The sequence below is a fragment of the Streptomyces anatolicus genome, from assembly GCF_019400875.1.
GTDB lineage: Bacteria > Actinomycetota > Actinomycetes > Streptomycetales > Streptomycetaceae > Streptomyces > Streptomyces anatolicus.
This window is the reverse complement of record NZ_WMBF01000005.1, coordinates 1-25,863: the sequence shown is the minus strand read 5'-3', so window position 1 is coordinate 25,863 and position 25,863 is coordinate 1. Positions and strand designations below refer to the sequence as shown.

Annotated in this window: 24 protein-coding genes; 11 read left to right on the top strand and 13 right to left on the bottom strand. The window is 70.3% G+C overall.

The annotated features are described in order from the left end of the window. Positions 1–82: 82 nt before the first annotated feature. Positions 83–265, top strand: a complete 183-nt coding sequence (locus GKQ77_RS01300; RefSeq protein WP_125510991.1) for a tail-anchor membrane protein — start codon at positions 83–85, stop codon at positions 263–265. 18 nt (positions 266–283) lie between these two features. Here the strand turns inward: GKQ77_RS01300 and GKQ77_RS01295 are convergent, their stop codons facing one another. Further along, entirely contained in the window at positions 284–1,108 is an 825-nt protein-coding gene (locus GKQ77_RS01295) for a hypothetical protein (RefSeq protein WP_219686712.1), read from the bottom strand. A gap of 127 nt (positions 1,109–1,235) precedes the next feature. Continuing rightward, the gene (locus GKQ77_RS01290) at positions 1,236–1,535 is read right to left on the bottom strand and encodes a hypothetical protein (RefSeq protein WP_219686711.1); all 300 of its coding nucleotides are present in this window, start codon (positions 1,533–1,535) and stop codon (positions 1,236–1,238) included. A gap of 98 nt (positions 1,536–1,633) precedes the next feature. Between GKQ77_RS01290 and GKQ77_RS01285 the strand changes: the two genes are divergently transcribed. Then, on the top strand, positions 1,634–2,539 hold the full coding sequence (locus tag GKQ77_RS01285; protein ID WP_219686710.1) for an oxygenase MpaB family protein: 906 nt from the start codon (positions 1,634–1,636) through the stop codon (positions 2,537–2,539). Here GKQ77_RS01285 and GKQ77_RS01280 read toward each other — a convergent pair. Then, positions 2,516–3,049 (bottom strand): PadR family transcriptional regulator, encoded by a 534-nt coding sequence (locus tag GKQ77_RS01280; protein WP_219686709.1) that lies wholly within the window; start codon positions 3,047–3,049, stop codon positions 2,516–2,518. The two genes, GKQ77_RS01285 and GKQ77_RS01280, sit on opposite strands and share 24 nt — an antisense overlap. A gap of 136 nt (positions 3,050–3,185) precedes the next feature. On the opposite strand from GKQ77_RS01280, the gene GKQ77_RS01275 reads away from it, so the two are divergent. Beyond that, entirely contained in the window at positions 3,186–3,959 is a 774-nt protein-coding gene (locus GKQ77_RS01275; protein ID WP_219686708.1) for an alpha/beta fold hydrolase, read from the top strand. A 12-nt stretch (positions 3,960–3,971) separates the two neighbouring features. Here the strand turns inward: GKQ77_RS01275 and GKQ77_RS01270 are convergent, their stop codons facing one another. Further along, positions 3,972–4,571: a class I SAM-dependent methyltransferase gene (locus GKQ77_RS01270; protein ID WP_219686707.1), complete on the bottom strand. Its 600-nt coding sequence runs from the start codon at positions 4,569–4,571 to the stop codon at positions 3,972–3,974. A 151-nt stretch (positions 4,572–4,722) separates the two neighbouring features. Between GKQ77_RS01270 and GKQ77_RS01265 the strand changes: the two genes are divergently transcribed. From GKQ77_RS01265 to GKQ77_RS01245, 5 genes are all read left to right on the top strand, one after another. Next, positions 4,723–5,496 carry an MHYT domain-containing protein gene (locus GKQ77_RS01265; protein ID WP_219686706.1) on the top strand — a complete coding sequence of 258 codons (774 nt, stop codon included), beginning with the start codon at positions 4,723–4,725 and terminating at the stop codon, positions 5,494–5,496. 76 nt (positions 5,497–5,572) lie between these two features. Further along, positions 5,573–8,221 carry a sensor histidine kinase gene (locus GKQ77_RS01260; RefSeq protein WP_219686705.1) on the top strand — a complete coding sequence of 883 codons (2,649 nt, stop codon included), beginning with the start codon at positions 5,573–5,575 and terminating at the stop codon, positions 8,219–8,221. After that, positions 8,218–8,652, top strand: coding sequence for a roadblock/LC7 domain-containing protein (locus tag GKQ77_RS01255; protein ID WP_219686704.1), 435 nt, complete (start codon positions 8,218–8,220; stop codon positions 8,650–8,652). The genes GKQ77_RS01260 and GKQ77_RS01255 overlap by 4 nt, the downstream gene beginning before the upstream one ends. A 19-nt stretch (positions 8,653–8,671) precedes the next feature. Then, complete coding sequence (locus tag GKQ77_RS01250) at positions 8,672–9,085, top strand: DUF742 domain-containing protein (RefSeq protein ID WP_219686703.1); 414 nt, start codon at positions 8,672–8,674, stop codon at positions 9,083–9,085. After that, positions 9,066–9,671, top strand: coding sequence for a GTP-binding protein (locus GKQ77_RS01245; RefSeq protein ID WP_219686702.1), 606 nt, complete (start codon positions 9,066–9,068; stop codon positions 9,669–9,671). The genes GKQ77_RS01250 and GKQ77_RS01245 overlap by 20 nt, the downstream gene beginning before the upstream one ends. 3 nt (positions 9,672–9,674) lie before the next feature. Here the strand turns inward: GKQ77_RS01245 and GKQ77_RS01240 are convergent, their stop codons facing one another. Then, entirely contained in the window at positions 9,675–10,103 is a 429-nt protein-coding gene (locus tag GKQ77_RS01240) for a PPOX class F420-dependent oxidoreductase (RefSeq protein ID WP_219686701.1), read from the bottom strand. Between the two features lie 92 nt (positions 10,104–10,195). On the opposite strand from GKQ77_RS01240, the gene GKQ77_RS01235 reads away from it, so the two are divergent. Then, on the top strand, positions 10,196–10,609 hold the full coding sequence (locus GKQ77_RS01235) for a roadblock/LC7 domain-containing protein (RefSeq protein ID WP_219686700.1): 414 nt from the start codon (positions 10,196–10,198) through the stop codon (positions 10,607–10,609). Positions 10,610–10,764: 155 nt separating this feature from the next. Beyond that, a complete protein-coding gene (locus GKQ77_RS01230) occupies positions 10,765–11,688 on the top strand; it encodes a DUF6397 family protein (RefSeq protein ID WP_219686699.1) in 924 nt (307 codons plus the stop codon). 36 nt (positions 11,689–11,724) lie between these two features. On the opposite strand, the gene GKQ77_RS01225 is transcribed toward GKQ77_RS01230, so the two are convergent. The 4 genes from GKQ77_RS01225 to GKQ77_RS01210 all read right to left on the bottom strand — a co-directional run bounded on the left by GKQ77_RS01225 (position 11,725) and on the right by GKQ77_RS01210 (position 17,052). Next, on the bottom strand, positions 11,725–12,234 hold the full coding sequence (locus GKQ77_RS01225) for a tetratricopeptide repeat protein (RefSeq protein ID WP_219686731.1): 510 nt from the start codon (positions 12,232–12,234) through the stop codon (positions 11,725–11,727). Between the two features lie 136 nt (positions 12,235–12,370). Beyond that, positions 12,371–13,564 (bottom strand): winged helix DNA-binding domain-containing protein, encoded by a 1,194-nt coding sequence (locus GKQ77_RS01220; RefSeq protein ID WP_219686698.1) that lies wholly within the window; start codon positions 13,562–13,564, stop codon positions 12,371–12,373. Between the two features lie 25 nt (positions 13,565–13,589). Further along, the gene (locus GKQ77_RS01215; protein WP_219686697.1) at positions 13,590–14,492 is read right to left on the bottom strand and encodes an acyl-CoA thioesterase; all 903 of its coding nucleotides are present in this window, start codon (positions 14,490–14,492) and stop codon (positions 13,590–13,592) included. A gap of 46 nt (positions 14,493–14,538) precedes the next feature. After that, a complete protein-coding gene (locus GKQ77_RS01210; protein WP_219686696.1) occupies positions 14,539–17,052 on the bottom strand; it encodes a DEAD/DEAH box helicase in 2,514 nt (837 codons plus the stop codon). A gap of 121 nt (positions 17,053–17,173) precedes the next feature. On the opposite strand from GKQ77_RS01210, the gene GKQ77_RS01205 reads away from it, so the two are divergent. After that, a complete protein-coding gene (locus GKQ77_RS01205) occupies positions 17,174–17,968 on the top strand; it encodes a metal-dependent hydrolase (protein WP_219686695.1) in 795 nt (264 codons plus the stop codon). 41 nt (positions 17,969–18,009) lie between these two features. Here GKQ77_RS01205 and GKQ77_RS01200 read toward each other — a convergent pair whose 3' ends face one another. The 4 genes from GKQ77_RS01200 to GKQ77_RS01185 form a co-directional block, all read right to left on the bottom strand. Next, entirely contained in the window at positions 18,010–19,896 is a 1,887-nt protein-coding gene (locus GKQ77_RS01200; protein WP_219686694.1) for an ABC transporter ATP-binding protein, read from the bottom strand. Continuing rightward, complete coding sequence (locus GKQ77_RS01195; RefSeq protein WP_219686693.1) at positions 19,893–21,797, bottom strand: ABC transporter transmembrane domain-containing protein; 1,905 nt, start codon at positions 21,795–21,797, stop codon at positions 19,893–19,895. Before GKQ77_RS01195 ends, GKQ77_RS01200 begins: the two co-directional genes overlap by 4 nt. A gap of 126 nt (positions 21,798–21,923) precedes the next feature. Beyond that, positions 21,924–23,705: an ABC transporter ATP-binding protein gene (locus GKQ77_RS01190; protein WP_219686692.1), complete on the bottom strand. Its 1,782-nt coding sequence runs from the start codon at positions 23,703–23,705 to the stop codon at positions 21,924–21,926. Then, positions 23,702–25,612 carry an ABC transporter transmembrane domain-containing protein gene (locus GKQ77_RS01185; protein ID WP_219686691.1) on the bottom strand — a complete coding sequence of 637 codons (1,911 nt, stop codon included), beginning with the start codon at positions 25,610–25,612 and terminating at the stop codon, positions 23,702–23,704. The genes GKQ77_RS01190 and GKQ77_RS01185 overlap by 4 nt, the downstream gene beginning before the upstream one ends. Positions 25,613–25,863: the final 251 nt, after the last annotated feature.

The window sequence follows — 25,863 nt, the reverse complement described above, 5'->3', positions numbered from 1 at the left end:
GGGTCGCGACCTGGAACCGTACGAGGTCAGATCCCGTTTTCCCAGACAGAGAGCGGCACCAGCCGCGAAGGAGGCGACACACATGTCGAGGAACGCGAAGATCGCCGCAGGAGGTGTGGCGGCCGGACTCATCATGCTGTTCTGGCTGCCGTGGTGGGCCGCACTCCTGATCGTGCTCGGAGTGCCCGCGGCGGCCTATCTGACGCTCGACCCCGGGCAGCGGCGCAGGCTGCGCCGGGTCACGCGCAAGGAGATAGGGCGCTGAGACCGCTGTAGTGCGCGCTCATGAAGGGCGGACCGCCATCTCGTCGAGGGCCTTCAAGAGCTCCGGTAGCTCAGGTCCGCGGCCGACGGGCAACACCTCGCCAGGCTCCTCGTCCAGGAGCACGAAGGCGATGTCGTCGGTCCTGGCGACCAAGGACCAGCCGGGACCGTCGGCCCGCAGGATGCGGGCGTCTCCCGAAGCGAAAGACGACCGCACTCGTCCGAGGGGCGGGGGCGTGTCCAGGTACGCACGCGCTTCGGCGAGTACTCGTCGCACTCCAGTCAACGGCGCCTTCTCGGGGTCCGTCGGAAACGCGCTGTCGGGGTGGTCCCTCGCGAAGTCGGCGTCGTCGATCTGCTCCCGCCACGCCGCCCATCGCAGGGCTATCTCATCGGCGCCCAGGCGCCGCTGGGCCGGTCCCCACACGTCCGACTCCGGTGGCGTGAGCGGTTGCTGGTCCTCGTCCCCAGGGGCTGGCTCCGGGTCATGCGGGGCAGGCACGCCCGGCGCCGCGACAGCGACCGCGAGGGGCCAGCCGGGCAGTGCGGCCACGACAGTACGTGCGTCAGGGGACAGGTCGTACTCCATCCCGCAGTCCCAGGAGGCAATCGCGACGGCCACGAGCGACACATCGTCGACGACGACCGTCCATCGCGCGCCATCGCCGTCCTGGCCGAGCACCAGTCCGTAACCGGCGGCGAGCGATGCGAGGCCGAGCGCCGCGCACGCCTCCGGATAGTCGTCACCCAGCACGCTGGGGAACTTCGCGGGTGTCAGGAGAACCGCCGTCAGCACATACAGCGCGTCGTCATCGGCGGCGCCGGCGTCGTCGGTCACGGCCATGCCGGCCTCCCCTCGCTTCATCCGTCGGCGCACCCTAACCAGCCGCCCCTGAGATCGTCGAGAGGTGGATGAGCGACAAAACCTCCGCGGGTTCGCCCCGTTCCGACTTCTCCGGGCGGACGAAGGATCAGGCGGCGGGCAGCCCCAGAAGCGTACGGGCCACGTCCCGAGGCGACTCGTCACGTTCCCGCGCGAGAGCGATGACAGCCCGGCACGCGAGTTCGCTGACACCGAAGGACAGGGCCTCCGGGGAGACCCACCCCGCGGCCTCGTCCATCTGGTCCCGATCGTCCTCGGCGCAGGCCGCCACGTAGACAGCGGCCGCTTCGAAGAGATTGTGCGGGCGTTTGCGCTTGTCGGTGGCCTGGGGGCGCTCGCCCTCCGCACCCTTGCCGGCGCGCCAGAACTTGCGGAGCCTGTCAATCATGTGGTCTGCCTTCCCCCGGGTATGGCCTCACCCGCTGATCACTCATCCATCCCTCACCAAAGTAGAGTTGGTGTTCCGGTCACAGAAGGGGACAACGCGTGAAGCGTTTCGAGCGGCTCGAGCAGATCAGGCGCCTGGACCCGGAAAAGGACTTCCTCGAGATCTACCGGCTCACCGCGACGTTCGAATTCCCTTGGGACTATACGCGCGCACTCGAACTCGCCCTGTACCGCACCTATGCCGTGCCCAGCATCGGCCGACTGCTCGCGGACACAGCTGAACTGACGGGTCGTACGCAAAAGCGGTACGACGACACAGCCCTGCTCCTCGACACCGTCGTAGAACACGGATTCGGTAGCGACGAGGGCCGTACCGCCATCCGCCGCATCAACCAGATGCACCGCAGTTACGACATCAGCAATGACGACATGCGCTACGTACTGTGCACCTTCGTGGTGATGCCCAAGCGGTGGATCGACTCCTACGGCTGGCGCAGGCTCTCGCGTCATGAGACGGCCGCCGGTGCCGCGTATTACCGCACCCTCGGCCAGCACATGGGCATCAAGGAAATCCCCCGCACCTACGAAGAGTTCGAAAACTGCCTCGACGACTACGAAGAGGCCAACTTCGGCTGGGACGAAGGCGCACGCGAGGTCTCCGACGCGACCCTCGACCTGATGGCCTCCTGGTACCCGCGCCCTCTGGCGCCCGTGATGCGCTCCGCGACCCTCGCCCTGCTGGACGAACCCCTGCTGCGCGCCTTCCGCTACGACCAGCCGGGTGCCGTCACCCGTTCGCTGGTCAGGGGAGCGGTGCGCCTGCGGGGGCGTGCCGTGCGCCTGATGCCGCCGCGGAGCGCGCCGCACTACGCCCGGCAGAACTGGGAGATCAAGGGATACCCCGGCGGGTACGAGGTCGCCCAGCTCGGCACGTTCCCGGTGCCCGGCGTTCGAGGCTGCCCGGTGCCGCACAAGGGCAGCTCAACGGTCACTCCCACCGAGTGACGTCAAGGTCGCGCGCAACCAGGTGAGTTCAGCCCGGCTGGTCGCGCGGGCAATCGTGAGGATGCCGCGCCGGAAGGGGTCGTCGAGCTCTTCCGCGCTCAGCGGCCGTTCGCCGTCGTAGAAGAAGCTCGCGGGTTCCTCCAGAAAGGTCAGCCGCCTGCGCAGCACCGCCCTCTGGGCCGCCTCGTCGTCCAAGTGGCGCAGGAAGGCGAGAAGCGTGAACCACCGGTTTTCGTCGGTGATGTCTCCCTGCGCCGGTTCCGCGAGCCGCTTGCGCAGCTCCTGTCTGCCCTCCGGCGTGAGAGTGAGGACGTGGCGCGGCGCCGCGACGGCCCCCGGCTGAGTCTCGCGGGCGAGTAGTCCCGCTTTCTCGAGCCGCTTGATGGCGGGGTACAGCGTGCTCTCCGCGACGGGCCGTACGTGCCCGGTCAGTGCGGTGATGCGCTTGCGCAGCTCGTAGCCGTGGAGGGGGGTGTCGTAGAGGAAACCGAGGATGGCCAGTTCGAGCATGCGCCGCATTCTGCCGTATGCCCTGCCGTCTGCGTGGTACATCAGTTACGTAATACATCGTCAGCGATGTATCGTCCCTGACGACTCGTGCGCCGGGCGAGGCGCTGCACACGACGACAGGGAGCGGGAGTCAGCCATGCGTGAGGCACGGTTCGACGCGCGGGGGAGCCGCGTGCGGTGGACAGAGGTTGACGGCGCCGACCCGGCAAGGGTGTACGTCCACGGTCTTGGCGCGACCTCGACCGTCTACCACGCGCACATCGCCGCCAGGCCCGAACTGGTCGGCCGCCGCTCGTTGTTCGTGGACCTTCCCGGACACGGCATCAGCGACAGGCCCGCCGACTTCGGTTACACGCTGGAGGAGCACGCGGCGGCGTTGGCTGCGGCGCTGGACGAGGCCCAAGTCGCCGCAGCGGAAGTGATCGCGCACAGCATGGGCGGCTCCGTGGCCATCGTGCTCGCACACCGTCGCCCCGACCTCGTGTCGCGCCTGGTCCTCGCGGAAGCCAATCTCGACCCGAACCCGCCCCTGACGGCGGGCAGCAGCGGCATCGCCGGCTACGAAGAGGAGGACTTCGTCGGTGGCGGCTACGCGCGCGTGCTGGATGCGGTGGGGCCCACGTGGGCGGCCACCATGCGCCTTGCCGACCCCCGCGGCCTGCATCGAAGCGCGGTCGGGCTCATAGCGGGGACGCGGCCCACGATGCGCCGGATGCTGATGGCGCTGACCATGGACCGCGTCTACTTGCAGGGCGCGTCGAGCGGGAACCTCCCGGGGCGGGACGCTCTGACGGCTTCCGGAGTCAGGGTGGTGACCGTGCCGGGAGCGGGACACAACGTCATGTTCGACAACGCCGACGCGTTCGCCGCCGAGGTGGCGGGCCGCACGTCGGCCGGGGCGACGCCCTGAAGGCCGGTCCGCTCAGTCTTCGCGTACGGCCAGGGCGAGGAAGCGGGCGTCCTCGTCGACGTACGACGTCATGCGCCAGCCGGAGCCGGCGAGGAGGGGGCGGAGATTGGCCTCCGCCCGCAGATCGTCCGGCGTGATCTGTCGCCCCTGCCTGGCCGCGAGCGCTGCCCGGCCGATCGGGTGGAAGAGGGCGAGCAGCCCGCCAGGGCGCACCACGCGCCTCAACTCTCGCAAGTTCTCCGCCGGATCCGGCAGATGTGAGATCAGTCCGGCGCCGAAAACGGCGTCGAGAGATCCGGAGAGCACCGGCAGCCGCGCCACATCGGCGAGCAGGAGCTGTCCGTCGCGATCCCTGCCCGCGTTCCTGGCGGCCTCCAGCATGGCCGGTGTCAGATCGGCGCCCAGCACCACTCCCGAGGGGCCTACGGCGCCCCTGAGGGCCGGGAGGGCGCGCCCCGTGCCACATCCGGCGTCGAGCACGCGAGAGCCCGGGCGGAGTCCGAGCTCGGCCACGGCAGCCTGATAGGCGGGCCCGTCGTCGGGGAACCGGGTGTCCCAGTCGGCGGCGCGGGCCGTGAAGAAGTCCTTGACTTGTGTCGGGTCGTCGCTCATGCGACCCATGATCCCGCAAGAACAGCACGCACGTTGGGCGCACTCGTTCGACCGTGACGCGATCCTTCAGTGCCCTCTCTCTGTCATATTCCACCAGCTTTCGAAATGCGCCCCCGTTGTGCGCCCCCGGCCGGACTAGCGTCCCTGGGCCATGGGACACCTGGACCACGCCACCTTCGGCTGGCTTACCCCCGTGCTGTCGTACGCGATGGCCTGCATCGGCGCCGCCCTGGGGCTGCGCTGCACCGTCCGCGCCCTGGGGTCCTCGGGGCGCTCGCGCAGGAACTGGCTCCTCACCGCCGCCTCCGCGCTGGGCACCGGCATCTGGACGATGCACTTCGTCGCCATGCTCGGCTTCGGGGTCACCGGCACGGAGATCCACTACAACGTGCCGCTGACCATCCTGAGCCTCTTGGTCGCGATGGCCGTCGTGGGCGCCGGTGTCTTCGCCGTCGGATACGGCCGAGACCGGGGACGGGCACTGGCGCTCGGCGGCCTCACCACGGGCCTCGGCGTCGCGAGCATGCACTACCTGGGCATGGCCGCACTGCGCCTCCACGGGGACGTGCGGTACGACCCGGTGCTCGTCGGTCTCTCCGTAGTCATCGCCGTCGTCGCGGCGACCGCCGCGCTGTGGGCCGGACTCAACATCAAATCGCCCCTCGCGGTCGCGGGAGCGTCGCTCGTCATGGGCGGGGCGGTGAGCAGCATGCACTACACCGGGATGCTCGCGGTGAGTGTGCGCGTCACGCCCTCCGAAGCTGTGCTCCCCGGGGCCACGACGATGCAGTTCATCTTCCCCCTGGCCGTTGGCCTCGGTTCTTATCTCTTCCTGACCTCGGCTTTCGTCGCGCTGTCTCCCACAGCGGACGAGCGCGAGGCCTCCGAGTCCGCCCAGCGTCCGGTCGAGAGCGCTGCGCGCTAGCGGCGGGCAAGGGCGGCGACGCCGGAATACGCCCCATCCCGGAGTACGTCCCGATCCCCATCCGAGCGAGGAGGCCATGCGTACACCCCGTAGGACCCATGACCCCGTCGATGGCGCCACGCCATCACCACCGGCACGCGGTCGCCGCGCCCATACAGGCCCACCCGCTGACGAACAACGTGACGAACTCAGCGACTATCAGCGCGAAGAACGCCCTGACGAGGAGGAGCAGTTCACCGAGCCGCCACATCATGAGGCACCCACACGTGCGGTGCGGTGGCGGATACGCCCCCGCACCGTACGCGCCAAGATCGTGTGCTTGTTGATGGTGCCGGTCGTCTCGCTGCTCGCCCTGTGGGGGTACGCGACCGTCAGTACGGCACACGACGTGGCGCGCCTGCGGCAGTTGCAGCGCGTGCACGCCGAGGTGCGCGCCCCTGTGGACGCGGCTCTGACCTCGCTCCAGGCAGAACGCACCGCCGCCGTGCGCTACGCGGCCAAGCCCGGCGCCGGCCGTGGCGAGGTCCTGGAGAGACAGGCGGCCCGCACTGATCGGACGGTGGCGAGACTGCGCCTGGGCGACAACCGGACCGTCGCCGACGGAGCGGGACTCCCGGACGGCGTGGCGGACCGGCTGGACGCGTTCGTGAGCGGAGCCGAGGAGCTGCGTTCGCTGCGGACCGACGTGCTGGACCGCCGCGCGGGCTGGGACGAGGCGTATGTCCAGTACACGAAGACGATTTCGCAGGCCTTCGCGGTGGGCGGTGCGCTCACGGGTATGCACGAAGCCGAACCGGGCTCCCACGCGCGCGTGCTGCTCGAATTTTCCAGGGCGGGTGAAATGCTGGCGCGCGAGGACGCCGTGCTCGCGGCGGCCAGGCTGACCGGCACTCTGGACGGCGAGCGGCTCCGCCTGTTCACCGGCGCCGTCGACACCCGTCGGACCCTGACCGAAGCGGCGGTCGCGGACCTCCGCGGGCCCGAACGGGCCGCCTGGCGTGGTCTGGAAGTGGCGGGCGCGTATGGCGATGTCCAGGCTGCCGAGGACAAGGTGCTGGCCGCCGAGCCCGGCCGCAAGGCCCTGGCCGCGGCCCCCGCCGGGGACTGGGACAGGGCTTACGCGGCCGTGCGGAAAGAACTCCACGCGATCGAGGACGCAGCGGACAGCGGCGCCGTGGACCGGACCGACCCGTTCACCCACGGTGTGCTCACCCCGGCGGGCGCCGCCGTCCTCCTCGGCCTCATCGCGGTCGCCGCCTCACTGGTCATCTCCGTACGCATCGGGCGAGGCCTCGTCATCGAGCTGGTCAGCCTGCGCAACGGCGCCCTGGAGATCGCCCGCCGCAAACTCCCGCACGCCATGCGACGGTTGCGCGCCGGTGAGGAGATCGACATCCGTGCCGAGGCGCCGCCGGGACCGCCTGCCGAGGACGAGACGGGGCAGGTCTCCGAAGCCCTCGGCACGGTCCACCGGGCGGCACTGCACGCCGCGATCGAGCGCGCGGAGCTCGCCAGCGGGATCTCCGGGGTGTTCGTCAACCTGGCCCGCAGGAGCCAGGTCCTCGTGCACCGCCAGCTCAGCCTCCTCGACATGATGGAGCGCAGGGCCGACGACCCCGACGAACTCAGCGACCTCTTCCGCCTCGACCACCTGACGACCCGGATGAGGCGCCATGCGGAAAGCCTGATCATCCTCTCCGGAGCCGCCCCGGGGCGGGCCTGGCGGATGCCGGTGTCCCTGACCGACGTCGTCCGGGCGGCGGTCTCCGAAGTCGAGGACTACGCGCGCGTGGAGGTTCGCCAACTGCCCACCGCCTCGGTTCTGGGTACAGCGGTCGCCGACCTCACGCACCTCCTGGCCGAACTCGTCGAGAACGCGGCACAGTTCTCACCGCCCCACACCAAAGTGCGGGTCAGCGGTGAACCGGTCGGCAACGGCTATGCCCTGGAGGTCGAGGACCGCGGCCTCGGCATGGGGGTGGACATGCTGGCCGAGGCCAACCGCCGCGTCGAGCACTCCGAAGCGCTCGACCTGTTCGACAGCGATCAGCTGGGCCTCTTCGTAGTCAGCAGGCTCGCCGCTCGGCACGGCATCAAGGTGCATCTGCGTACGTCACCCTACGGAGGGACCACCGCGGTCGTGCTCCTGCCCACCGCACTGCTGCACAGCGGTCCGGTGGAGAGTGTGGACGCAAGCCCGGCGCAGCGTAGGCACGAGGTCTCCGTTCCAACCGTCCCGTCCCGGCCCGTCCTGTCGGCCCCGGTGCAGGCGCAGCCGCCAGGTGTCACTACGTTGCGGCCGCACAGGGGGTACGACTCCCGGCCGTACGGCTCCGGGCCGTGCGACTCCCGGCCGTTCGACGCCGGAGCTCTCGACGTGGCGCACGCTGGTGTTCAGGAACTCGATGTGGCGAGTGCGGACGCACAAGAATGCGATGTCCCGAGCGCGGACGCCCAGGAAGCGTCGGGCGACTTGCCCCGCCGCGTACGTCAGGCGAGCCTCGCCCCTCAACTGCGTGAGCGCCCCTCCGTAGCAGCGGAGGCCCTCCAGGCCTCCAGGGGAGACGAGCAGCGCAGCCCCGAGCAAGTGCGCGACCGCATGGCCGCCTACCGCGACGGCTGGGCACGCGGCGGCGGTCCACGACCGGGTGGCGTCGCCGGTTCGGCCTCCGACACCTCAGGACCCGTATCGGGCAGGGACGGCAGCGAAGGAGACCCCGCATGATCCAGGACCAGAGCACTCCCGCCGGGCGAATCGGTGAACTCGACTGGCTGCTGGACGACTTGGTGCTGCGCGTCGGTGAGGTACGGCACGCCGTGGTTCTGTCCAACGACGGCCTGCCGGTCGGCGCCTCGACCGCCCTGACCCGAGAGGACGCCGAGCATCTGGCCGCCGTCGCCTCGGGGTTCCACAGCCTCGCCAAGGGGGCGGGCCGCCATTTCGGGGCCGGCGGTGTGCGCCAGACCATGGTCGAGATGGATGACGCCTTCCTGTTCGTGGCGGCCGCCGGCGACGGCTCCTGCCTTACGGTCCTCAGCTCCGTGACGGCCGATATCGGACTCGTGGCGTACGAAATGGCCCGCCTGGTCAAACGGGTGGGCGAGCACCTCCACACCCCCGCGCGCCTCGCCGCGCAACCTCCGGCAGCCGGATGACCGAGGACGGCCGGTAGCCATGACCAACGAATCAGACGGCCCGCCGCGTCAGGTGGACAGCCAGTGGTACGACAACGAAGCCGGGCCCCTCGTCCGGCCCTATGCGATGACGGGCGGACGGACCGATCCGGGACCGTCCGGCGTCCGATTCGACCTGATCGCACTGGTGACGCTTGATGCGGACGCTTTGGGCCTCGGGGACGACACCGCTCTTGGCCCCGAACACCGGGCGCTCATCGGGCTGTGCCGCGCCGAGACACAGTCCGTCGCCGAACTCGCCGCGGGCGCCGATCTGCCCGTGGGCGTGGTCAGGGTGCTGCTCGGCGACCTGCTGGAGATGGGCTTCGTCAAGGTCAGCCGACCGGTGCCGCCCGCACAGCTTCCCGATGAAAAGATCCTCCGAGAGGTGATCGATGGTCTCCGAGCTCTCTGAAGCCGCGGACGGCGAGACCGCCGCCATGGCACTGAAGATCCTGGTGGCGGGCGGTTTCGGGGTGGGCAAGACCACCCTGGTCGGAGCGGTCAGTGAGATCCGTCCCCTGCGCACCGAAGAACTGCTCAGCGAGGCAGGCCAGTCGGTGGATGACACCGAGGGTGTCGACCGGAAGACCACGACGACCGTCGCCATGGACTTCGGCCGCATCACCATCCGGTCGGGACTTTCGCTGTACCTCTTCGGTACTCCGGGACAGGACCGCTTCTGGTTCCTGTGGGACGAACTGTCGCAGGGCGCCCTGGGCGCCGTCGTCCTCGCGGACACGCGGCGGCTCGAGGACTGTTTCCCCGCGGTCGACTACTTCGAGCACCGGCGAATCCCGTTCGTCGTGGCCGTCAACTGCTTCGCGCACGCCCGTACGTACGGCGCGCAGGATGTCTCACGGGCCTTGGACCTCGACCGTGGCACGCCTGTGGTGCTGTGCGACGCGCGGGACCGCGACTCGGGGAAGGAGGTGCTGATACGGCTGGTCGAGTACGCCGGGCGGATGCACACCGCCCGACTGCTCGACTCGGTGGGCTGAACCTCAGTCGGCGACTCCGGAGGACGCGAGCACCTTGTCGATCCTCACGCGCACCAGGAGTTCCCCGGGGACGCCGTTGCGCTTGCCGAACTCCTCGGCCCGGTCCTCGCCCATATACCGCGCACCGAGCCGGGCCGCCCAGTGCCGAACCTGGTCGATCTCCTCGATCAGTTCGGCGCGGCCCTGGAGAACGACGTAGGCGAACGGCGGTTGATCGTCGTCCACGCACAAGGCGACGCGTCCGTCGCGGGCGAGGTTTCGGCCCTTCACCGTCTCCTTGCCGGTGTTGAACACCAGGTCCTGCCCGTCCAGCAGAAACCAGATGGGTGCGATGTGCGGGCTGCCGTCCGCCCTGACCGTCGAGAGCTTGCCGGTTCGCGTGCCGTACGAGACGAAGGCCCGCCATTGTTCATCGGTCATCTTCTGTGCCATGTCCCCATCATGCTTGCCGGGGCGCCGGACGTGGGGAAGGCTGGCAGGTCAGATCCTCCAGCCAGGGGGAGCGGACGCGGGGAGACGGGATCATGGGGCAGAACTCGGGGCTTGGCTGGCTGCTGGACGACCTGACACAGCGGATGGAGCATGTACGGCACGCGCTGGTGCTGTCCAACGACGGGCTTGTGACGGGCGCGAGTTCCGATCTGAAGCGCGAGGACGCGGAGCATCTCGCCGCGGTCTCCTCGGGACTTCACAGCCTCGCCAAGGGGTCGGGGCGCCACTTCCGCGCCGGGAACGTGCGCCAGACGATGATCGAGTTCGACGACGCCGTCCTCTTCGTCACGGCGGCGGGCGACGGCAGCTGCCTCTGCGTCCTGAGCGCCGCGGAGGCCGACATCGGCCAAGTCGCCTACGAGATGACACTGCTCGTGAACCGTGTCGGCGAACATCTGGGCGTGGGGGCCCGGCAACCGGAACGCACGCCTGTCGTGGACCTCTGACCAGCCTTGACGCCACCTTCCGACAAGCCTGACGTCGGTGCTTGACCAGCACTGACGCTGCCACGACAAGAGTTATCCACAGGCCGAGCGAGGATCGCGGTGGTCGGGCTACGGTTTTTCCCGAGAGCAAGCACGTCTCACGGGGGAGAACCATCATGACAAGTGACACGGTCACGCAGACGGCCACCGCGACGGCCGTCCGGCCATCGTTGACGCCGAGCGGCGCCGCGAGGGAACTGGGCCTCAAGCGTGGCGAGTTCGATCTCGCGGTGGTGCTGGGACGCATCCGCACCGTCGGGGACGGGACGGGCGGTCAGCGGCGCGTCACGCGCGAAGAGATCGACCGCGTGCGCGGAAGCGAAGGGTTCCCCGAGTCGCTGCGAGAAGGCATCAGAGCCGTGGGCACCACAGAGGGTGCGAGGCTCATGGGCATCAGCCCGGCCCGCTTCACCCGTCTCGCCCGAGTTGGTGCGTTGGTTCCGGTAAAATTTTACTTGAACCGGTATCGAGCTGTTGTCTGGCTCTATCTCGCCGAGGAACTACGGCAGTTCGCCGAGACCGAAACCAATACCGACCTTCTCACCGGACGCATGCCGGGAGCGCTGCGTGAACGACTGGAGGACGGCCAGGACTTGAGGGCGCGCAACTGGCGGGGCCGCCACGCGGACTTCCTGCTGAGGCAGTCCGACGATCCGTGGGAGCGCGTCGCCGCCATGGCCTCGCTGCTGGATCCGGTGCAGCTCGCGGAGACCATCAGGGATCCTTACGAACGCGCCTACCTCAACCGGCTCAAGCCCTTGCCACGCGCCAACGGAGCACCGGACTCGCCCGTGGCGCGAATCGTCGAGAGGATCACGACGGCGGACGACCCGGACGAGATCCGCTGGCTGCGCTCAAGCCTGCTGATCGGCCTCGTCCAGGCCCGCGCGCAACGCCCGGCGCCCCGACCCGCGCCGCGCCCCATGGTCGAACCGGCGCCTCCCACTCCAGAGCTCGAGCTGCTGAGGGACGTCACCATCGACACCTCGGTTCAGGAAGCGCGTGGCCTGCTGAAGTGGCTGCGCCGTAGGCGGGCGTAGGACGATGCCGTCAGGGCGACGGTGTCGGCGCCGCCGCTACACCGTGGCGTCGAGGTCCTTGGCGTACTCCTCGATCGCCGGCCGGTATCCCGCGATCTCCGGAGCTTTGCTCGTGGCCGCGAGCAAAGTCAGCAGGATCTCCATCGCGTCATGTGCCCGGCCGGTGTTGTACAGCGCCATGGCCAGGAACGTCTTGAGCGCTCCGTCCTCGGGGAACCGGGCCGCCGCGTCGCCGAGTGTGGCGACGGCCTCTTCGTAACGGCCAAGGACCCGGTAGGTGCTGCCGAGCCCCAGAAGCGCTCCGCGGCGGTCGTCGTCGGAGAGTCCCGACCCGGCGAGCGCACGCTCGTAGTAAGGAACCGCTTCCGCCTCAAGGCCCAGCGTGTCGTGGACCCACGCGGTCTGGTAAGCGATCTCCGCGTCCTGCGGGAACCGCGCGGAGAGGGCGACAAGGCGCTCTCGGGCTTCCTCCCGTTTGCCTGCCTGGCGTAGGCCAACGGCCTCGCCAAGCAGTTGATCCCTGTCGTCGACGACTTTCCCGCTCATCTGCCCGTCCCCCTCGCTGCCGTACTCACGCGCTGTCCGCGTCATTCGTCGAGCTGTCTGCGTTGCTCATCTCGGACCCCCTTTGGATGGAGGCGCCATGCCTGAACTGCTCCACCGTAAGTCTGCCCCGCGGTCGTCAAGCGGCCAGTTCCTCCTCGAGCCATGTCCGGCCTCTGGCACGCGCGGTGAGCCGCACTCCGCCCAGCCGCGAAGTAAGGCGCTCGGCCTCCGTCCCCACGGCGCTCCGCGCGTCGGCTCCCACGTCCTCGAGGAACCGGCAGACGATCTCGCCGTGGCTGTCCTGGGCCCAGCCGCCGACGATACGGCCGTTCCACCACAGGGAAGGACCGATGTTGCCGTTCCTGTCGAAGAGGCGAGGGCCGTGGTCGCCGAGAAACCAGCCGCGGTTCTGCCAGCCCATCGGGGTCGAGTCGAGCGCCGGCAGGAGGGCGGCCCACGGCTCGGGCTGGGGAGTCTCTGCCACATCATCGGGAAGGAGCAGGCCGGTCACCCCGTCCAAGTCGACCTCGACGGGGTGCAGTTCGCTCAACGCTCGCTTCGTCTGGGTCTTGGTCCACCCCGCCCACCAGCGCAGATCATCCGCCGGTGCCGGACCGAACGTCCGCAGCCAGCGCCGGGCGAGCTCGACCTCGGCCTCCTGGGTGGACCAGTCGGCGAGCCCACCGGGAATCCAGTCCGTCAGCGGGGCCCAGCGGTACTGATGCGAGGTCCACGTGCCACGCGGGCGGCCGCGCACGACAAGGCCCTCGGCCGCGAGCAGCAGGAGAAGCCTGCTGGCCAGTTTCTGCCGGCCCTCGTAGCTCTTGCCGCGCGACAGCACCAGCACAGTGCCCAGGCGCGGGTCCTCGTCCGCCAACTCGGCCGCGGTCACCTCGCCTCGTTCCTCGAGCGCCCGCAGCGCCACTTCCTCGGTCGCAGTCAGCCATGCCGCGGCCTCGGCCGCGTCGGTGGCGACGCCGGCCTCCGTCAGCATCGCCAGGAGGAGGTGGCGCTCCCGGGCAGCCACCGCGCGCGAGCACGCGGCTTGCAGTACGGGAGCGACATCAAGGGAGGCCACGAAGACCGTGCGGCGCATCCCCAGCAACCGGATCAAAGACCGGTCCTCGTACAGCGCCCGCTCCACGTCCCTCACGTGGCCGTCCCGCATGCGCGCCCAGGCGCCCACGTAGACCGACGACGGATCGGTGCCGTGCAGAGCAAGCAGGGACCGCGCCACCTCGACCGGATCGTCCGCCCTGGTGTCGGCCGTCAACCGATGGCGCGAAGCCAGGCGCGCCCGGCGCTCAGCCACATCGAACCGTCGCACCATGCCTCCCGTACAGGTCCCCTGCCGCTCACGCGCCCGCTGTCGGACTGTCCATGTGGCGTTCCCCGTACGGACGGAACAGCCCTTCCTGAACGACCGAGACCAGGAGCCGGCCCTCGGTGTCATAGATACGGCCGCGCGCGAGGCCACGACCCCCCGTCACGATGGGCGACTCCTGGTCGTACAGGAACCACTCGTCCGCCCGGAAAGGACGGTGGAACCACATGGCGTGGTCGAGCGACGCCATGTCGTACCCGCGAGGGCCCCAGAGCGGCTCCACCGGGATGCGCACGGCGTCCAGGAGTGTCATGTCGCTCGCGTAGGTGAGCGCGCAGGTGTGCACGAGCGGGTCGTCGCCCAGCGGGCCGACGGCACGCATCCACACCGCGCTGCGTGGCTCGGCATCCTTGATCTCCTCGGCGGTCCAGCGCAGCCGGTCCACATAGCGGATGTCGAAGGGCTGACGCCGGGCCATGCGCTCCAGCTGCTCCGGGAGCGCGCCGAGATGCGCCTTGATCTCCTCAGCGACCGTCGGCAGCGACTCCGGATCGGGAGCGGCGATGCGCGGCGGCAGCTGGTGTTCGAAGGCGCCCTGTTCGGGCTGGTGGAAGGAGGCGGTGAGGTTGAAGATGGTGCGGCCCTGCTGGACGGCGGTGACGCGGCGCGTGGTGAAGGAGCGCCCGTCCCTGACCCGCTCGACCTGGTACACGATGGGCACCCCCGGGCGCCCCGGGCGCAAGAAGTACGCGTGCAGCGAGTGCACCGGGCGGTCGCCCTCAGTGGTGCGGCCCGCTGCCACCAGGGCCTGCCCGGCGACCTGTCCGCCGAACACCCGCTGCAACGACTCCTGGGGGCTGCGGCCGCGGAAGATGTTGACCTCGATCTGCTCCAGGTCAAGCAGGTCGACCAGCCGTTCGGCGGGATTGTTCATGACAGTTCCTCGACTCCTGTCCGGGACACGCGGATCCTCGGGGCCCTCAGAGCTGGCCGACGTCCGTGACCCGGACGACGGCGCGGCCCTCCTCGTCGGAAGCCGCGAGATCGACCTCCGCGCTGATGCCCCAGTCATGGTCGCCGTTCGGGTCGGCGAACGTCTGCCGGACGCGCCACAGACCGTGCTCCGGATCCTCCTCGATGAGCAACAGCTTGGGGCCACGCGCGTCGGGGCCCGTCCCGAGATCTTCGTACTCGTCCCAGTACTTGTCCATGGCCTCGCCCCAGGCGTCCGCGTCCCAGCCGGATTCACCGTCCAGCTCGCCGAGCTCCTCGACGTGGTCGAGGGCGGCCAGCTCGACCCTGCGGAACAGCGCGTTGCGCACCAGGACACGGAAGGCGCGGGCGTTGGCCGTGACCGGCTTGACCTGGTCGGCCTTCTCCTGGGCCTCCTCGGCCGTCATGACCTCGGGGTTGGCCAGCTGCTCCCACTCGTCGAGGAGGCTGGAGTCGACCTGACGGACCATCTCGCCCAGCCAGGCGATCAGATCCTCCAGGTCCTCGGACTTCAGGTCGTCCGGGATGGTGTGCTCCAGGGCCTTGTACGCGCCGGCGAGGTAGCGGAGCACGATGCCCTCGGTGCGGGCGAGTTCGTAGAAGGAGGTGAACTCGGTGAAAGACAGCGCCCGTTCGTACATGTCACGGACGACGGACTTCGGGGAGAGCGGGTGGTCGCCGACCCACGGGTGACTGGTGCGGTAAGTGTTGTAGGCGTGGAAGAGCAGCTCCTCCAGCGGCTTCGGGTACGTGATGTCCTGAAGCCGTTCCATCCGCTCCTCGTACTCGACCCCGTCCGCCTTCATCAGGGCCACGGCCTCGCCGCGCGCCTTGTTCTGCTGGGCCGCGAGGATCTGACGCGGGTCGTCGAGGGTGGACTCGACGACGGACACCATGTCGAGAGCGTACGAAGGGGACTCGGGGTCCAGGACCTCGAAAGCGGCGAGGGCGAACGTCGACAGCGGCTGGTTGAGTGCGAAGTCCTGCTGCAAGTCGACGGTCAGACGTACGACGCGGCCCGTGGCGTCCGGCTCGTCGAGCTTCTCCACGACACCGCCGGCGAGGAGCGAGCGGTAGATCGCGATGGCCCGTCGGATGTGCCGCAGCTGCTGCTTGCGCGGCTCGTGGTTGTCCTCGAGGAGCTGACGCATCGCCTCGAAGGCGTTCCCGGGGCGGGCGATCACGGACAGCAGCATGGTGTGCGTGACCCGGAAGCGGGAGGTCAGCGGCTCCGGCTCGGAGGCGATGAGCTTCTCGAAGGTGTTCTCCGTCCAGCCGACGAAGCCCTCGGGAGCCTTCTTGCGGACCACCTTGCGGCGCTTCTTCGCATCATCGCCCGCCTTGGCGAGCGCCTTCTCGTTCTCGATGACGTGCTCGGGCGCCTGCGCGACCACCAGGCCCGCGGTGTCGAAGCCCGCACGCCCGGCACGCCCGGCGATCTGGTGGAACTCCCGCGCGCGCAGCGTGCGGACACGGTTGCCGTCGTACTTGGTCAGCGCCGTGAACAGCACCGTGCGGATCGGGACATTGACGCCGACGCCGAGAGTGTCCGTGCCGCAGATGACCTTGAGGAGCCCTGCCTGGGCGAGCTTCTCCACCAGGCGGCGGTATTTGGGCAGCATGCCCGCGTGGTGCACGCCGATTCCGTGACGCACGTAGCGCGAGAGGTTGCGGCCGAACTTGGTGGTGAAGCGGAAGTTGCCGATCAGATCGGCGATCTTGTCCTTCTCCTCACGCGTGCACATATTGATGCTCATCAGCGACTGGGCGCGCTCGACGGCCTGGGCCTGCGTGAAGTGCACGATGTAGACGGGCGCCTGCTTGGTCTCGAGCAGCTCGGTGAGCGTCTCGGTGATCGGCGTCAGCCGGTACTCGTACGACAGCGGAACGGGCCGTGTCGCGGACCGCACCACCGAGGTGGGCCGACCCGTGCGGCGCGTGAGGTCCTTCTCGAACATGGAGACGTCGCCGAGTGTCGCCGACATGAGGATGAACTGCGCCTGCGGCAGTTCGAGCAATGGGATCTGCCACGCCCAGCCGCGGTCCGGCTCGGCGTAGAAATGGAACTCGTCCATCACGACCTGGCCGATGTCGGCGTGCTTGCCGTCCCGCAGCGCGATGGAGGCGAGGACCTCGGCCGTGCAGCAGATGACGGGGGCGTCGGAGTTCACCGACGCGTCGCCCGTGAGCATGCCGACGTTCTCGGTGCCGAAGAGCTTGCAGAGGTCGAAGAACTTCTCCGACACCAGTGCCTTGATGGGCGCGGTATAGAAGGTGACCTTGTCCTGGGCGAGGGCCGTGAAGTGGGCGCCCGCCGCGACCAGGCTCTTGCCCGAGCCGGTCGGAGTGGACAAGATCACGTTCGCTCCGGAGACCACCTCGATCAGCGCCTCCTCCTGGGCCGGGTAGAGAGTGATCCCCTGATTCTCGGCCCACGACGAGAAGGCTTCGAAAAGGGCATCTGGGTCGGCATCCGGCGGCAGCTGATCGATAAGGGTCACACCCCCATCTTGCCTTCCTTCTCACCGGATCAGGGAACCGGAGGGCCCCGCGAAGATCACGAAGGTTACGCTGTGTCGCCAACGGGGCGTCAGAACAATGGAAATGGGGCGGGCGGCAGCAATGATGGGACCGGCACACTCATTGTCGGGGGCTGCGGCCTGGCTCGGCGTCGGCGCGGCCGCGGCGGCCGCGGGGCACACGATGCCCTGGCCGGTCCTCCTCGTAGGAGCCCTGATCTGTGCCGGGGCAGCGCTCGCCCCCGACCTCGACCACAAGTCGGCGACCATCTCGCGCGCCTTCGGGCCGATCTCGCGGGGGGTGTGCGAGATCGTCGACAAGCTCTCGTACGCCGTCTACAAGGCGACGCGCAAGCAGGGCGACCCGCGGCGCTCGGGCGGGCACCGCACGCTGACGCACACCTGGCTGTGGGCGGTGCTGATAGGGGCGGGCGGTTCCGCCCTGGCGATCTTCGGCGGGCGCTGGGCGGTCCTCGCGCTCCTCTTCGTCCATATGGTCCTCGCCATCGAAGGCCTGCTGTGGCGGGCCGCGCGCGGGTCGAGCAGCGATGTGCTGGTGTGGCTGCTCGCCGCGACGAGCGCCTGGATCCTCGCCGGGGTCCTCGACAAGCCCGGCAACGGCTCGGACTGGCTCTTCACCGCGCCCGGCCAGGAGTATCTGTGGCTCGGGCTGCCGATCGTCCTCGGCGCGCTGGTCCACGACCTCGGGGACGCGCTGACGGTCTCCGGCTGCCCGATCCTGTGGCCCATTCCCATCGGCCGCAAGCGTTGGTATCCGATCGGGCCGCCGAAGGCGCTGCGCTTCCGGGCCGGCAGTTGGATCGAGCTGAAGGTGCTGATGCCGGTCTTCATGCTGCTCGGGGGAGTGGGCGGCGCCGCCGCGCTCAACTTCATCTGAGGCTCGGGAGCCGTAGGGGCAGGGGAAGCGCGGGCCGCGGCTCAGCTGCCGGGCCGGTGGTGTCGGGCTTCGGTGGCGAGCGGGTCCGTCCCTGTGCCGGGGGCGTCCGCGTGGGCACTGTTGGTCGGCGGGCGGTCGCCGTGCCAGGAGTGCCAGAGCGCCGCGTAGGAGCCGCCGGCCGCCACGAGGTCTTCATGGGTGCCGATCTCTGTCACCCGGCCGTCCTCCATGACCGCGACGCGGTCCGCGTCGTGGGCCGTCTGCAGCCGGTGGGCGATGGCGATGACGGTCCGCCCACGCAGGACAGCGGCCAGGGCCCGTTCCGTGTGGCGCGCTGTCGTCGGGTCCAGAAGTGCGGTGGCCTCGTCGAGTATCAGGGTGTGCGGGTCGGCGAGTACGACTCGGGCCAGCGCCAGCTGCTGGGTCCGCGCCCCGCTCAGCCGATGGCCGCCGGCACGCAGCTCGGTGTCCAGACCGTCCGACAGCTCCTCCGCCCAGTCGGCGCCGACTGCGGCGAGCGCGGCGTGCAGCTCCATGTCCGTGGCGGACTCGGCCGCGATCAGCAGGTTGTCCCGGAGGGTGCCGAGGAACACGTGGTGCTCCTGGGTGACGAGGACGACCTGGCGGCGCAGTCGGTCCGGAGAGAGGGAGGCGATGGGGGCACCGCCGATGGTCACCGTGCCCTTGGTCGGTGTGTCGATGCCCGCGAGAAGGCGCCCCAAGGTGCTCTTTCCCGCCCCGGAGGGGCCGACGATGGCGAGGCGTTCGCCGGGGCATATGGACAGGTCTACGCCCCGCAGGACGTCGGCGCCGTCGCCGTACGCGAAGTACACGCCGTCGAGGTCGATGCGGTCGTCCTCGGAAGTGTCACCGGGAGAAGGAGTGGCCGGGGTCGTGGGGGTGGCTGTCCCCGCCGGGGCGGCCGCCAGGCCTTCGACCCTGGCGAAGGCCGCGCCGCTGCTCTGCAACTCCTCGACCCGCTGCAAGATCGTGTCCAGCGGCTGGGAGAGCTGGCGCAGGTACAGCGCAGAGGCGACCACCGTGCCCAGGCTGACTGTGCCCTGCTCGTGCATCGCGCCGCCGATGAGGAGCACGCCTGCCACCGGGATCACGTACGAGATGTCGATGGACGGAAAGAGGACGCTGCGCAGGAACAGGGTGCGCTCACGGGCGATGACGCACCGCTTGATCTCGTCCTCGCATTCCGCGATGCGGCGCTCCCGCAGGCCAAAGGCCTCGATGGTGCGCGCCCCGGAGGCGGTGGCGGAGAGCACCTCGGCGAGGGCGGAGTGAGCTGCCCCCTGGTCGAGGTAGGCGGAGCGCGCACGCCGCAGGTACCAGCGGGTGGCGAACCAGATGCCGGTCAGGCCGAGCACACCGCAGATGCCGAGCAGCGGATCGAGCAGGAATACCGCGCCGAGGATGAACAGGGCCTGCACGGCCGCGACGAAGACATCGGGGCCGGTGTCACGCAGCGTTTGGCCGGCGGTCGCGACGTCGGATGTGCCGCGAGCCGTCAGGTCCCCCGCCCCCGCGCGTTCGACGACCGAGGCGGGCAGCGCGAGGGCCCGGTCGACGAACTGCTCGCGGATGCGGGCCAGGGTGCGCTCACCGAAGCGGTGGCTCAGGTAGCGGGCATGGCGCGCGAGGAGGAGCTGGGCGACGGCTCCCACGAGGATGCCGAGGGCGAGGCGGTCCACGGCCTCGACACCTCCGCCGTCCTTGACCGTGTTGACGATACGGCCGAGGAGCCACGGCCCGACGAGGCCCGCGGCCGCGGCGAGCGCATTGAAAACGATCATGGTGGTGAAGGCGCGTGCGTCCCGCTGTATCAGGTGCAGCGCGGCGCGGTGGACCTGGCGTCGGTCGGCTATGGGCAGGAGCCCCGGCGCGGCCTCGGGGCCGTCCGCGCGGCTGGGCGGCGTCATCGGAGAGTCTCGTGAGTCGGCTCGGCGGAGGGGCGGGGATCTTGATGGTCTTGTGGTGCTGGTGGGCCGTGATCTTCCGGGGCTCGCGCCTCCGCGATCTGCTCGGTTGCCGCACGCGCTGGGGGCTGCTCGACGGAGCCGCGCGACACCACGCTCCGGTAGTCGGGGTGCGCGGCCAGCAGATCCGCGTGGCGGCCGACGGCGCTTACTCGGCCTTCGACCAGGTAGTACACGACGTCGGCCTGGTTGAGGACGAGGGGAGATGTAGTGGTCACGAGGGTCGTGCGGCGGCTGCGGGCGGCGCGCAGACGGGACGCCATCCTGGCCTCGGTGTGGGCGTCGACCGCCGATGTGGGTTCGACGGCCAGCAGGACCTCGGGGTCGGCGAGCAAGGCCCGGGCCAGGCGGACGCGCTGACGCTGGCCGCCGGAGAGGTTATGGCCGTGGGCGTCGAGACGGGCGTCGAGCCCGCCGGGCAGGCCGACCACGACGTCGCCGGCCACGGCTTCGTCGATGACACGGGCGAGCGTCCGCTCGTCGGGAGCACGGCGGCCGGAGATCGCCGCGCGCAACGTACCGGCGAAGAGGTCGGCTTCGTTGTCCGCGACGAGGATCCTGGCGCGGACCTGGTCAAGGGCGACGGAGTCGAGGCGGACGGTGCCCCACGTGGTGGGGGAGGGGGTGAAGCGGCCGAGGCGGTCGACGACATCCGTTGCATCGGATGGATGGGCGCTGACGAGCGCGGTGAGGATGCCGGGCGAGACCTCCACGCCGGATACGGGGTCACGCAGCGGGGCCGGTGCCTCGGGCGCGTCGACGGGGTCGACACCTGTGCCGGAAACCTTTGTGCCCAGCCCGCTCTCATGCACCTCGCCCGCCCCTTCCCCATCCGGAGCCCAAGCTGTGAAGCCCTCCGGTTCCAGGTTCAGGAAGTGCACGACCCGCCGTGCCGAGACCAGGCCCCGGCCGATGTCGTAGCCGCTCTCGATGAAGAACGACACCGGTACGACGAGGACGGCGACGTAGCCGTAGACGGCGACCAGTTCGCCGACCGTGATGGTCCCCTGCGCGGCCATGCGCGCGGCGAGCCAGGTCACCGTGGCCAGGAACACCGTAGGGAGGCCGAGCCCGAAGGCCTGGATCCAGCTCACCGACGAGCCCACGCGGTAGCCCTCGTCAAGCAGTTGCCGCGAGCCGTGGCGGTAGCGGGCGGCGAAGACGCCCTTGCCCCCGAGGCCGTTGAGGATCCGCAGCCCCCCGGCCAGGTCGCCGAGCACGGCGGCGAGGGTGCCCTGGCGGTCCCGGTACGCGGTCTCGGCGCCCTGCAGCCGGCCGAGGAACGGGCCGACCAGCAAGGCCAGCAGGGGCACGCCGAGCAGTACCACCACCGCGAGCAGAGGGGAGACGGACAGCAGAAGCGCGGCCACCACGAAGTAGCCGAGCACCGCGCCCACGCCGGGGCCTGTCACGGTCAGGGTCTGGCCGATCACGCCCACGTCGGAGTTCCCGATCGTGACGACCTCACCCGCCGAGACGCGGCGCGGCAGCGCGGCGCCGAGCCGCGTGGCGTGGTCGACGACGACGCGCACGGTGCGGAAGTAGGCGTCGAGCCGGATCCGGGTCATCGTGCGATGCCGCATGATCGCGAGCCCGGCGTTCAGCACCCCGACTCCGAAGAGCGCCGCGACCCAACCGGCCAGCGCGACCTGATCGCCGGGCCGCAAGCCGTCGTCGATGGCGCGCGACAAGAGGTACGGAGGGAGGGTCAGGCCGATCATCCACGCACTGCCCAACAGGGCTCCGGCAGCGACCCGTCGGCGCTGGCGGGCGATCACCCACCAGAGGTAGCGGGCAGGGCCGCGACGGTCGGGGGTGCCGGGATCCGTGGGCGATGCAGCCATCCGCGTACCTTAACTACGGCTGCCGCGGCGGGAGTAGAGCGCCTTGTGGGATGGGTGAGGACAGCTCAGCCCTCACCCACCACGCAGTTGCCCTCACCCCGTCAACAGCATCAGCGACCGCCGCCCCTACCCATGCCAGGACCGCCACAGCGCCGCGTACGCGCCGTCGGCGGAGACCAGTTGGTCGTGGCTGCCGAGTTCGCTGATGCGGCCGTTCTCGACGACCGCGATGACGTCCGCGTCGTGCGCGGTGTGCAGGCGGTGGGCGATCGCCACGACCGTGCGGCCGTCCAGGACACGGGCGAGCGAGCGCTCCAGATGCCGTGCCGCGCGCGGGTCGAGGAGCGAGGTGGCCTCGTCGAGGACCAGCGTGTGCGGGTCGGCGAGGACGAGACGGGCCAGAGCGATCTGCTGCGCCTGCGCCGGGGTCAGCGCGAAGCCGCCCGAGCCGACCTCGGTGTCCAGGCCCTCGTCGAGGCCCCGCGCCCAGTCGGCCGCGTCGACCGCGCCGAGCGCGGCCCAGAGTTCGGAGTCCCGTGCCCCCGTCCTGGCGAGGAGGAGGTTGTCGCGCAGGGAGCCGACGAAGACGTGGTGCTCCTGGTTGACCAGCGCCACATGGGCGCGGACCCCCTCGGCGGGCATGGCCGACAGCGCGGCGCCGCCCAGGGTGACCTGTCCGGTGCGCGGCCCGTAGATGCCGGCGAGCAGCCTGCCGAGCGTCGACTTGCCCGCACCCGACGGGCCGACCAGGGCGACGCGCGAGCCGGGCTCGACCGCCAGGGACACCTCACGCAGCACGTCAACGCCCGCGCGGTATCCGAAGTGCACGTCGTCCGCGAGGACGTGGCGTCCCTGCGGGACGACGGAGGCGTCGCCCGCGTCAGGTTCGATGTCGCGCACGCCGACGAGCCGGGCCAGCGACACCTGGGCCACCTGCAACTCGTCGTACCAGCGCAGGATGAGCCCCAGCGGGTCGACGAGCATCTGGGAGATCAGCACGCCCGTGGTCAGCTGGCCCACGCCGATCCAGCCCTGAAGGACGAAGACCCCGCCGATCATCAGCGTCGAGCAGAGCACGGTGGTGTGGGTGAAGTTGACCACGGGGAAGAGCACCGACCGGAGGAAGAGGGTGTAGCGCTCCCAGGCGGTCCACTCCTTGATGCGGCGTTCCGACAGTTCGATGCGGCGCGCACCGAGCCGGTGGGCCTCGATGGTGCGGCCCGCGTCGACGGTCTCGGCGAGGGCGGCGGCCACGGCGGCGTACCCGGCGGATTCCGAACGGTACGCGGAGGGCGCCCGCTTGAAGTACCAGCGGCAGCCCACGACAAGAAGCGGCACGGCGACGAGGACGGCGGGTGCCAGCGGCGGCGCGGTCACGACGAGTCCGCCGAGGAGCAGCGCCACCCAGACCACGCCGATCGCGAGTTGCGGCACGGCCTCGCGCATGGCGTTGGCCAGCCGGTCGATGTCCGTGGTGATCCGCGAGAGCAGATCGCCGGTCCCGGCTCGCTCCAGGACCCCCGGCGGCAGCCCGACGGACCGTACGAGAAAGTCCTCCCGCAGGTCGGCCAGCATCCGCTCGCCGAGCATCGCGCCGCGCAGCCGCACCTCGCGGACGAAGAAGGCCTGCACGGCGAGTGCCAGCGCGAACAGGCCGATGGTGCGCTCCAGATGGAGGTCGCGGGCGCTGTCCGAGACGTTCTCGACGAGGTCACCGAGGAGGTAGGGGCCGACCATCGAGGCGACGACGGCGAGCGTGTTCGCACCGATGAGCAGGACGAAGGCCCGGCGGTGGCGCTGGAACAGCTCGCGTACGTAGGTGCGGACGGTCGCCGTCGCCCCGATGGGCAGGGTCTCCGCCGTCGTGGGGGCCGCCGGGTCGTACTCCGGTGGCGCCAGGCCGATCATGCCGTCTCCTCGATCTCGAATTCCTTGAGGGCGCCCACACGGGCGCGCTCGTCGTCGGTGTCGCGGGTCACGACCGCGCGGTATCGCGGTTCGCTGTGCACCAGTTCGCGGTGCGCGCCCACCGCGGCGACCTCGCCGTCGGCCAGGAAGACGACGCGTTCGGCGCGGTCGAGGAGCAGCGGCGACGAGGTGAGCACCACGGTGGTGCGTCCGGCCCGCAGCCGCCGGATGCCGTCGCCGACCCGCGCTTCGGTGTGCGAGTCGACGGCGGACGTCGGTTCGTCGAGCACGAGTGCCTCGGGGTCGGTGACCAGGGAGCGGGCCAGGGCGAGGCGTTGGCGTTGTCCTCCGGAGAGGGAGCGGCCGCGTTCCGTGAGGTGGGCGGCCATCGGGTCGTCGTCCACCGAGGCCTGTGCCAGGGCGTCCAGGACGTCCGCGCACTGCGCCGCCGCGAGGGCCTCCTCGGGGGTGACGGCTCCGGATGACGGGACGTCGAGGAGCGCGCGGAGCGTTCCGGAGAGGAGGACGGGGTCCTTGTCCTGGACCAGGACGGCGGTGCGGGCGGCGGAGAGGGGCAGATCGTCGAGCGGTACGTCCCCGAGGCGTACGGAGGGCAAGCCCTCGGCCTCCTCGAACGAGGGATGCCCGCCGAGACGTTCGGCCAGTCGGCCCGCCTCGTCCGGGTCGCCGCAGACCACGGCGGTGAAGCGACCGGCCTCGGCGAGGAGTCCCGTCACGGGGTCGTACAGATCACCGGTGGGCCGGGCCCCGCCGCCCGGCGCCGGACGCTCGGCGCGCTCCAACCGCCCGGAGCCCTGCCCCGAGTGCCCCGACTGCTCAGAGGGCTCGGCGTGCTCGGCGTGCTCGGCGTGCCCAGAGTGGGCGTCCGCCCCCTCTGCCGACCGCGTCACCGTCCGCTCCAGGGAGAGCACCCGCGCCGCCCGCTTCGCGGAGGGGCGGGAGAAGGAGTACGCCATGGCGATCTCTTCGAAGTGCCGGAGCGGATAGTTGAGCATCATCACCGCGCTGTAGACGGTGACCAGTTCGCCGACCGTGATCCGCCCCTCGCGGGCGAGGTGCACGCCGTGCCAGACGACCGCGATCAGGAGCAGCCCCGGCATCAGGACCTGGATCGCCGAGATCGCGGCCCACATCCGGGCGCTGCGCACCGCGGCCGTGCGGACCTCCTGGGAGGCGCGGCGGTAGCGGTCGAGGAAGAGTTCCTCACCGCCGATGCCGCGCAGCACCCGGAGCCCGGCGACGGTGTCCGACGCCAGTTCGGTGGCCCGCCCCGCCTTCTCGCGCTGGAAGTCCGCCCGGCGCGTGGCGCGCGGCAGCAGCGGGAGCACGGACAGCGCGAGCACCGGGATGCCCACCGAGACGACGACACCCAGCGCGGGCTGGTAGACGAGGAGGCCGACACAGACCAGGACGACGGTAAGGGCGGCCGCGGCGAACCGCGACAGTGCCTCGACGAACCAGCCGATCTTCTCGACGTCACCCGTCGAGACCGCGACGACCTCACCGGCCGCCACGCGCCGGGTGAGCGCGGAGCCGAGCAGGGCGGTCCTGCGGGCGAGGAGTTGCTGCACACGGGCCGCTGCCGTGATCCAGTTGGTGACCGCTGTGCGGTGCAGCATCGTGTCGCCCAGCGCGATCGCCGCGCCGAGCAGCACGATCAGCGCGCCCGCGAGGGCGAGCCGGGACCCGGAGCGGTCGAGCACGGCTTCGACGGCGATGCCGACCATGTAGGGCAGGCCCGCGATGGAGCCGAAGTGCAGCAGGCCCCAGGCGAGGGAGTTGAGTTGTCCCCCGAGTTGGTTGCGGCCCAGCCACAGCAGGAAGCGCGGCCCTGACCGGGCATCGGGGACGCCGGGGTCGGAATACGGAAGATCGCGAATCTGCATGACGTCCCAGGACTCGGAAGCGGCGGCCGTCGGTTCCTGGGCCTCGGGTCCGACGCGGTGCCGCCATCGGCGCGAGGGTGGCGCGGGCGAGATCGCGGGCGGGTCCGAAGCCAGGAGAAACAGGCGGCGGTAACAAACCGTGAAAGGTTCGCCTCGGACGGTGGCCCGAAGCAAACGGTTTTCCGGGCCGGGGTAAAGAATCGGCCCCGTCTTCTAGTGGGCCGGGGCACTGGGCGGGGACATCGCGGGCC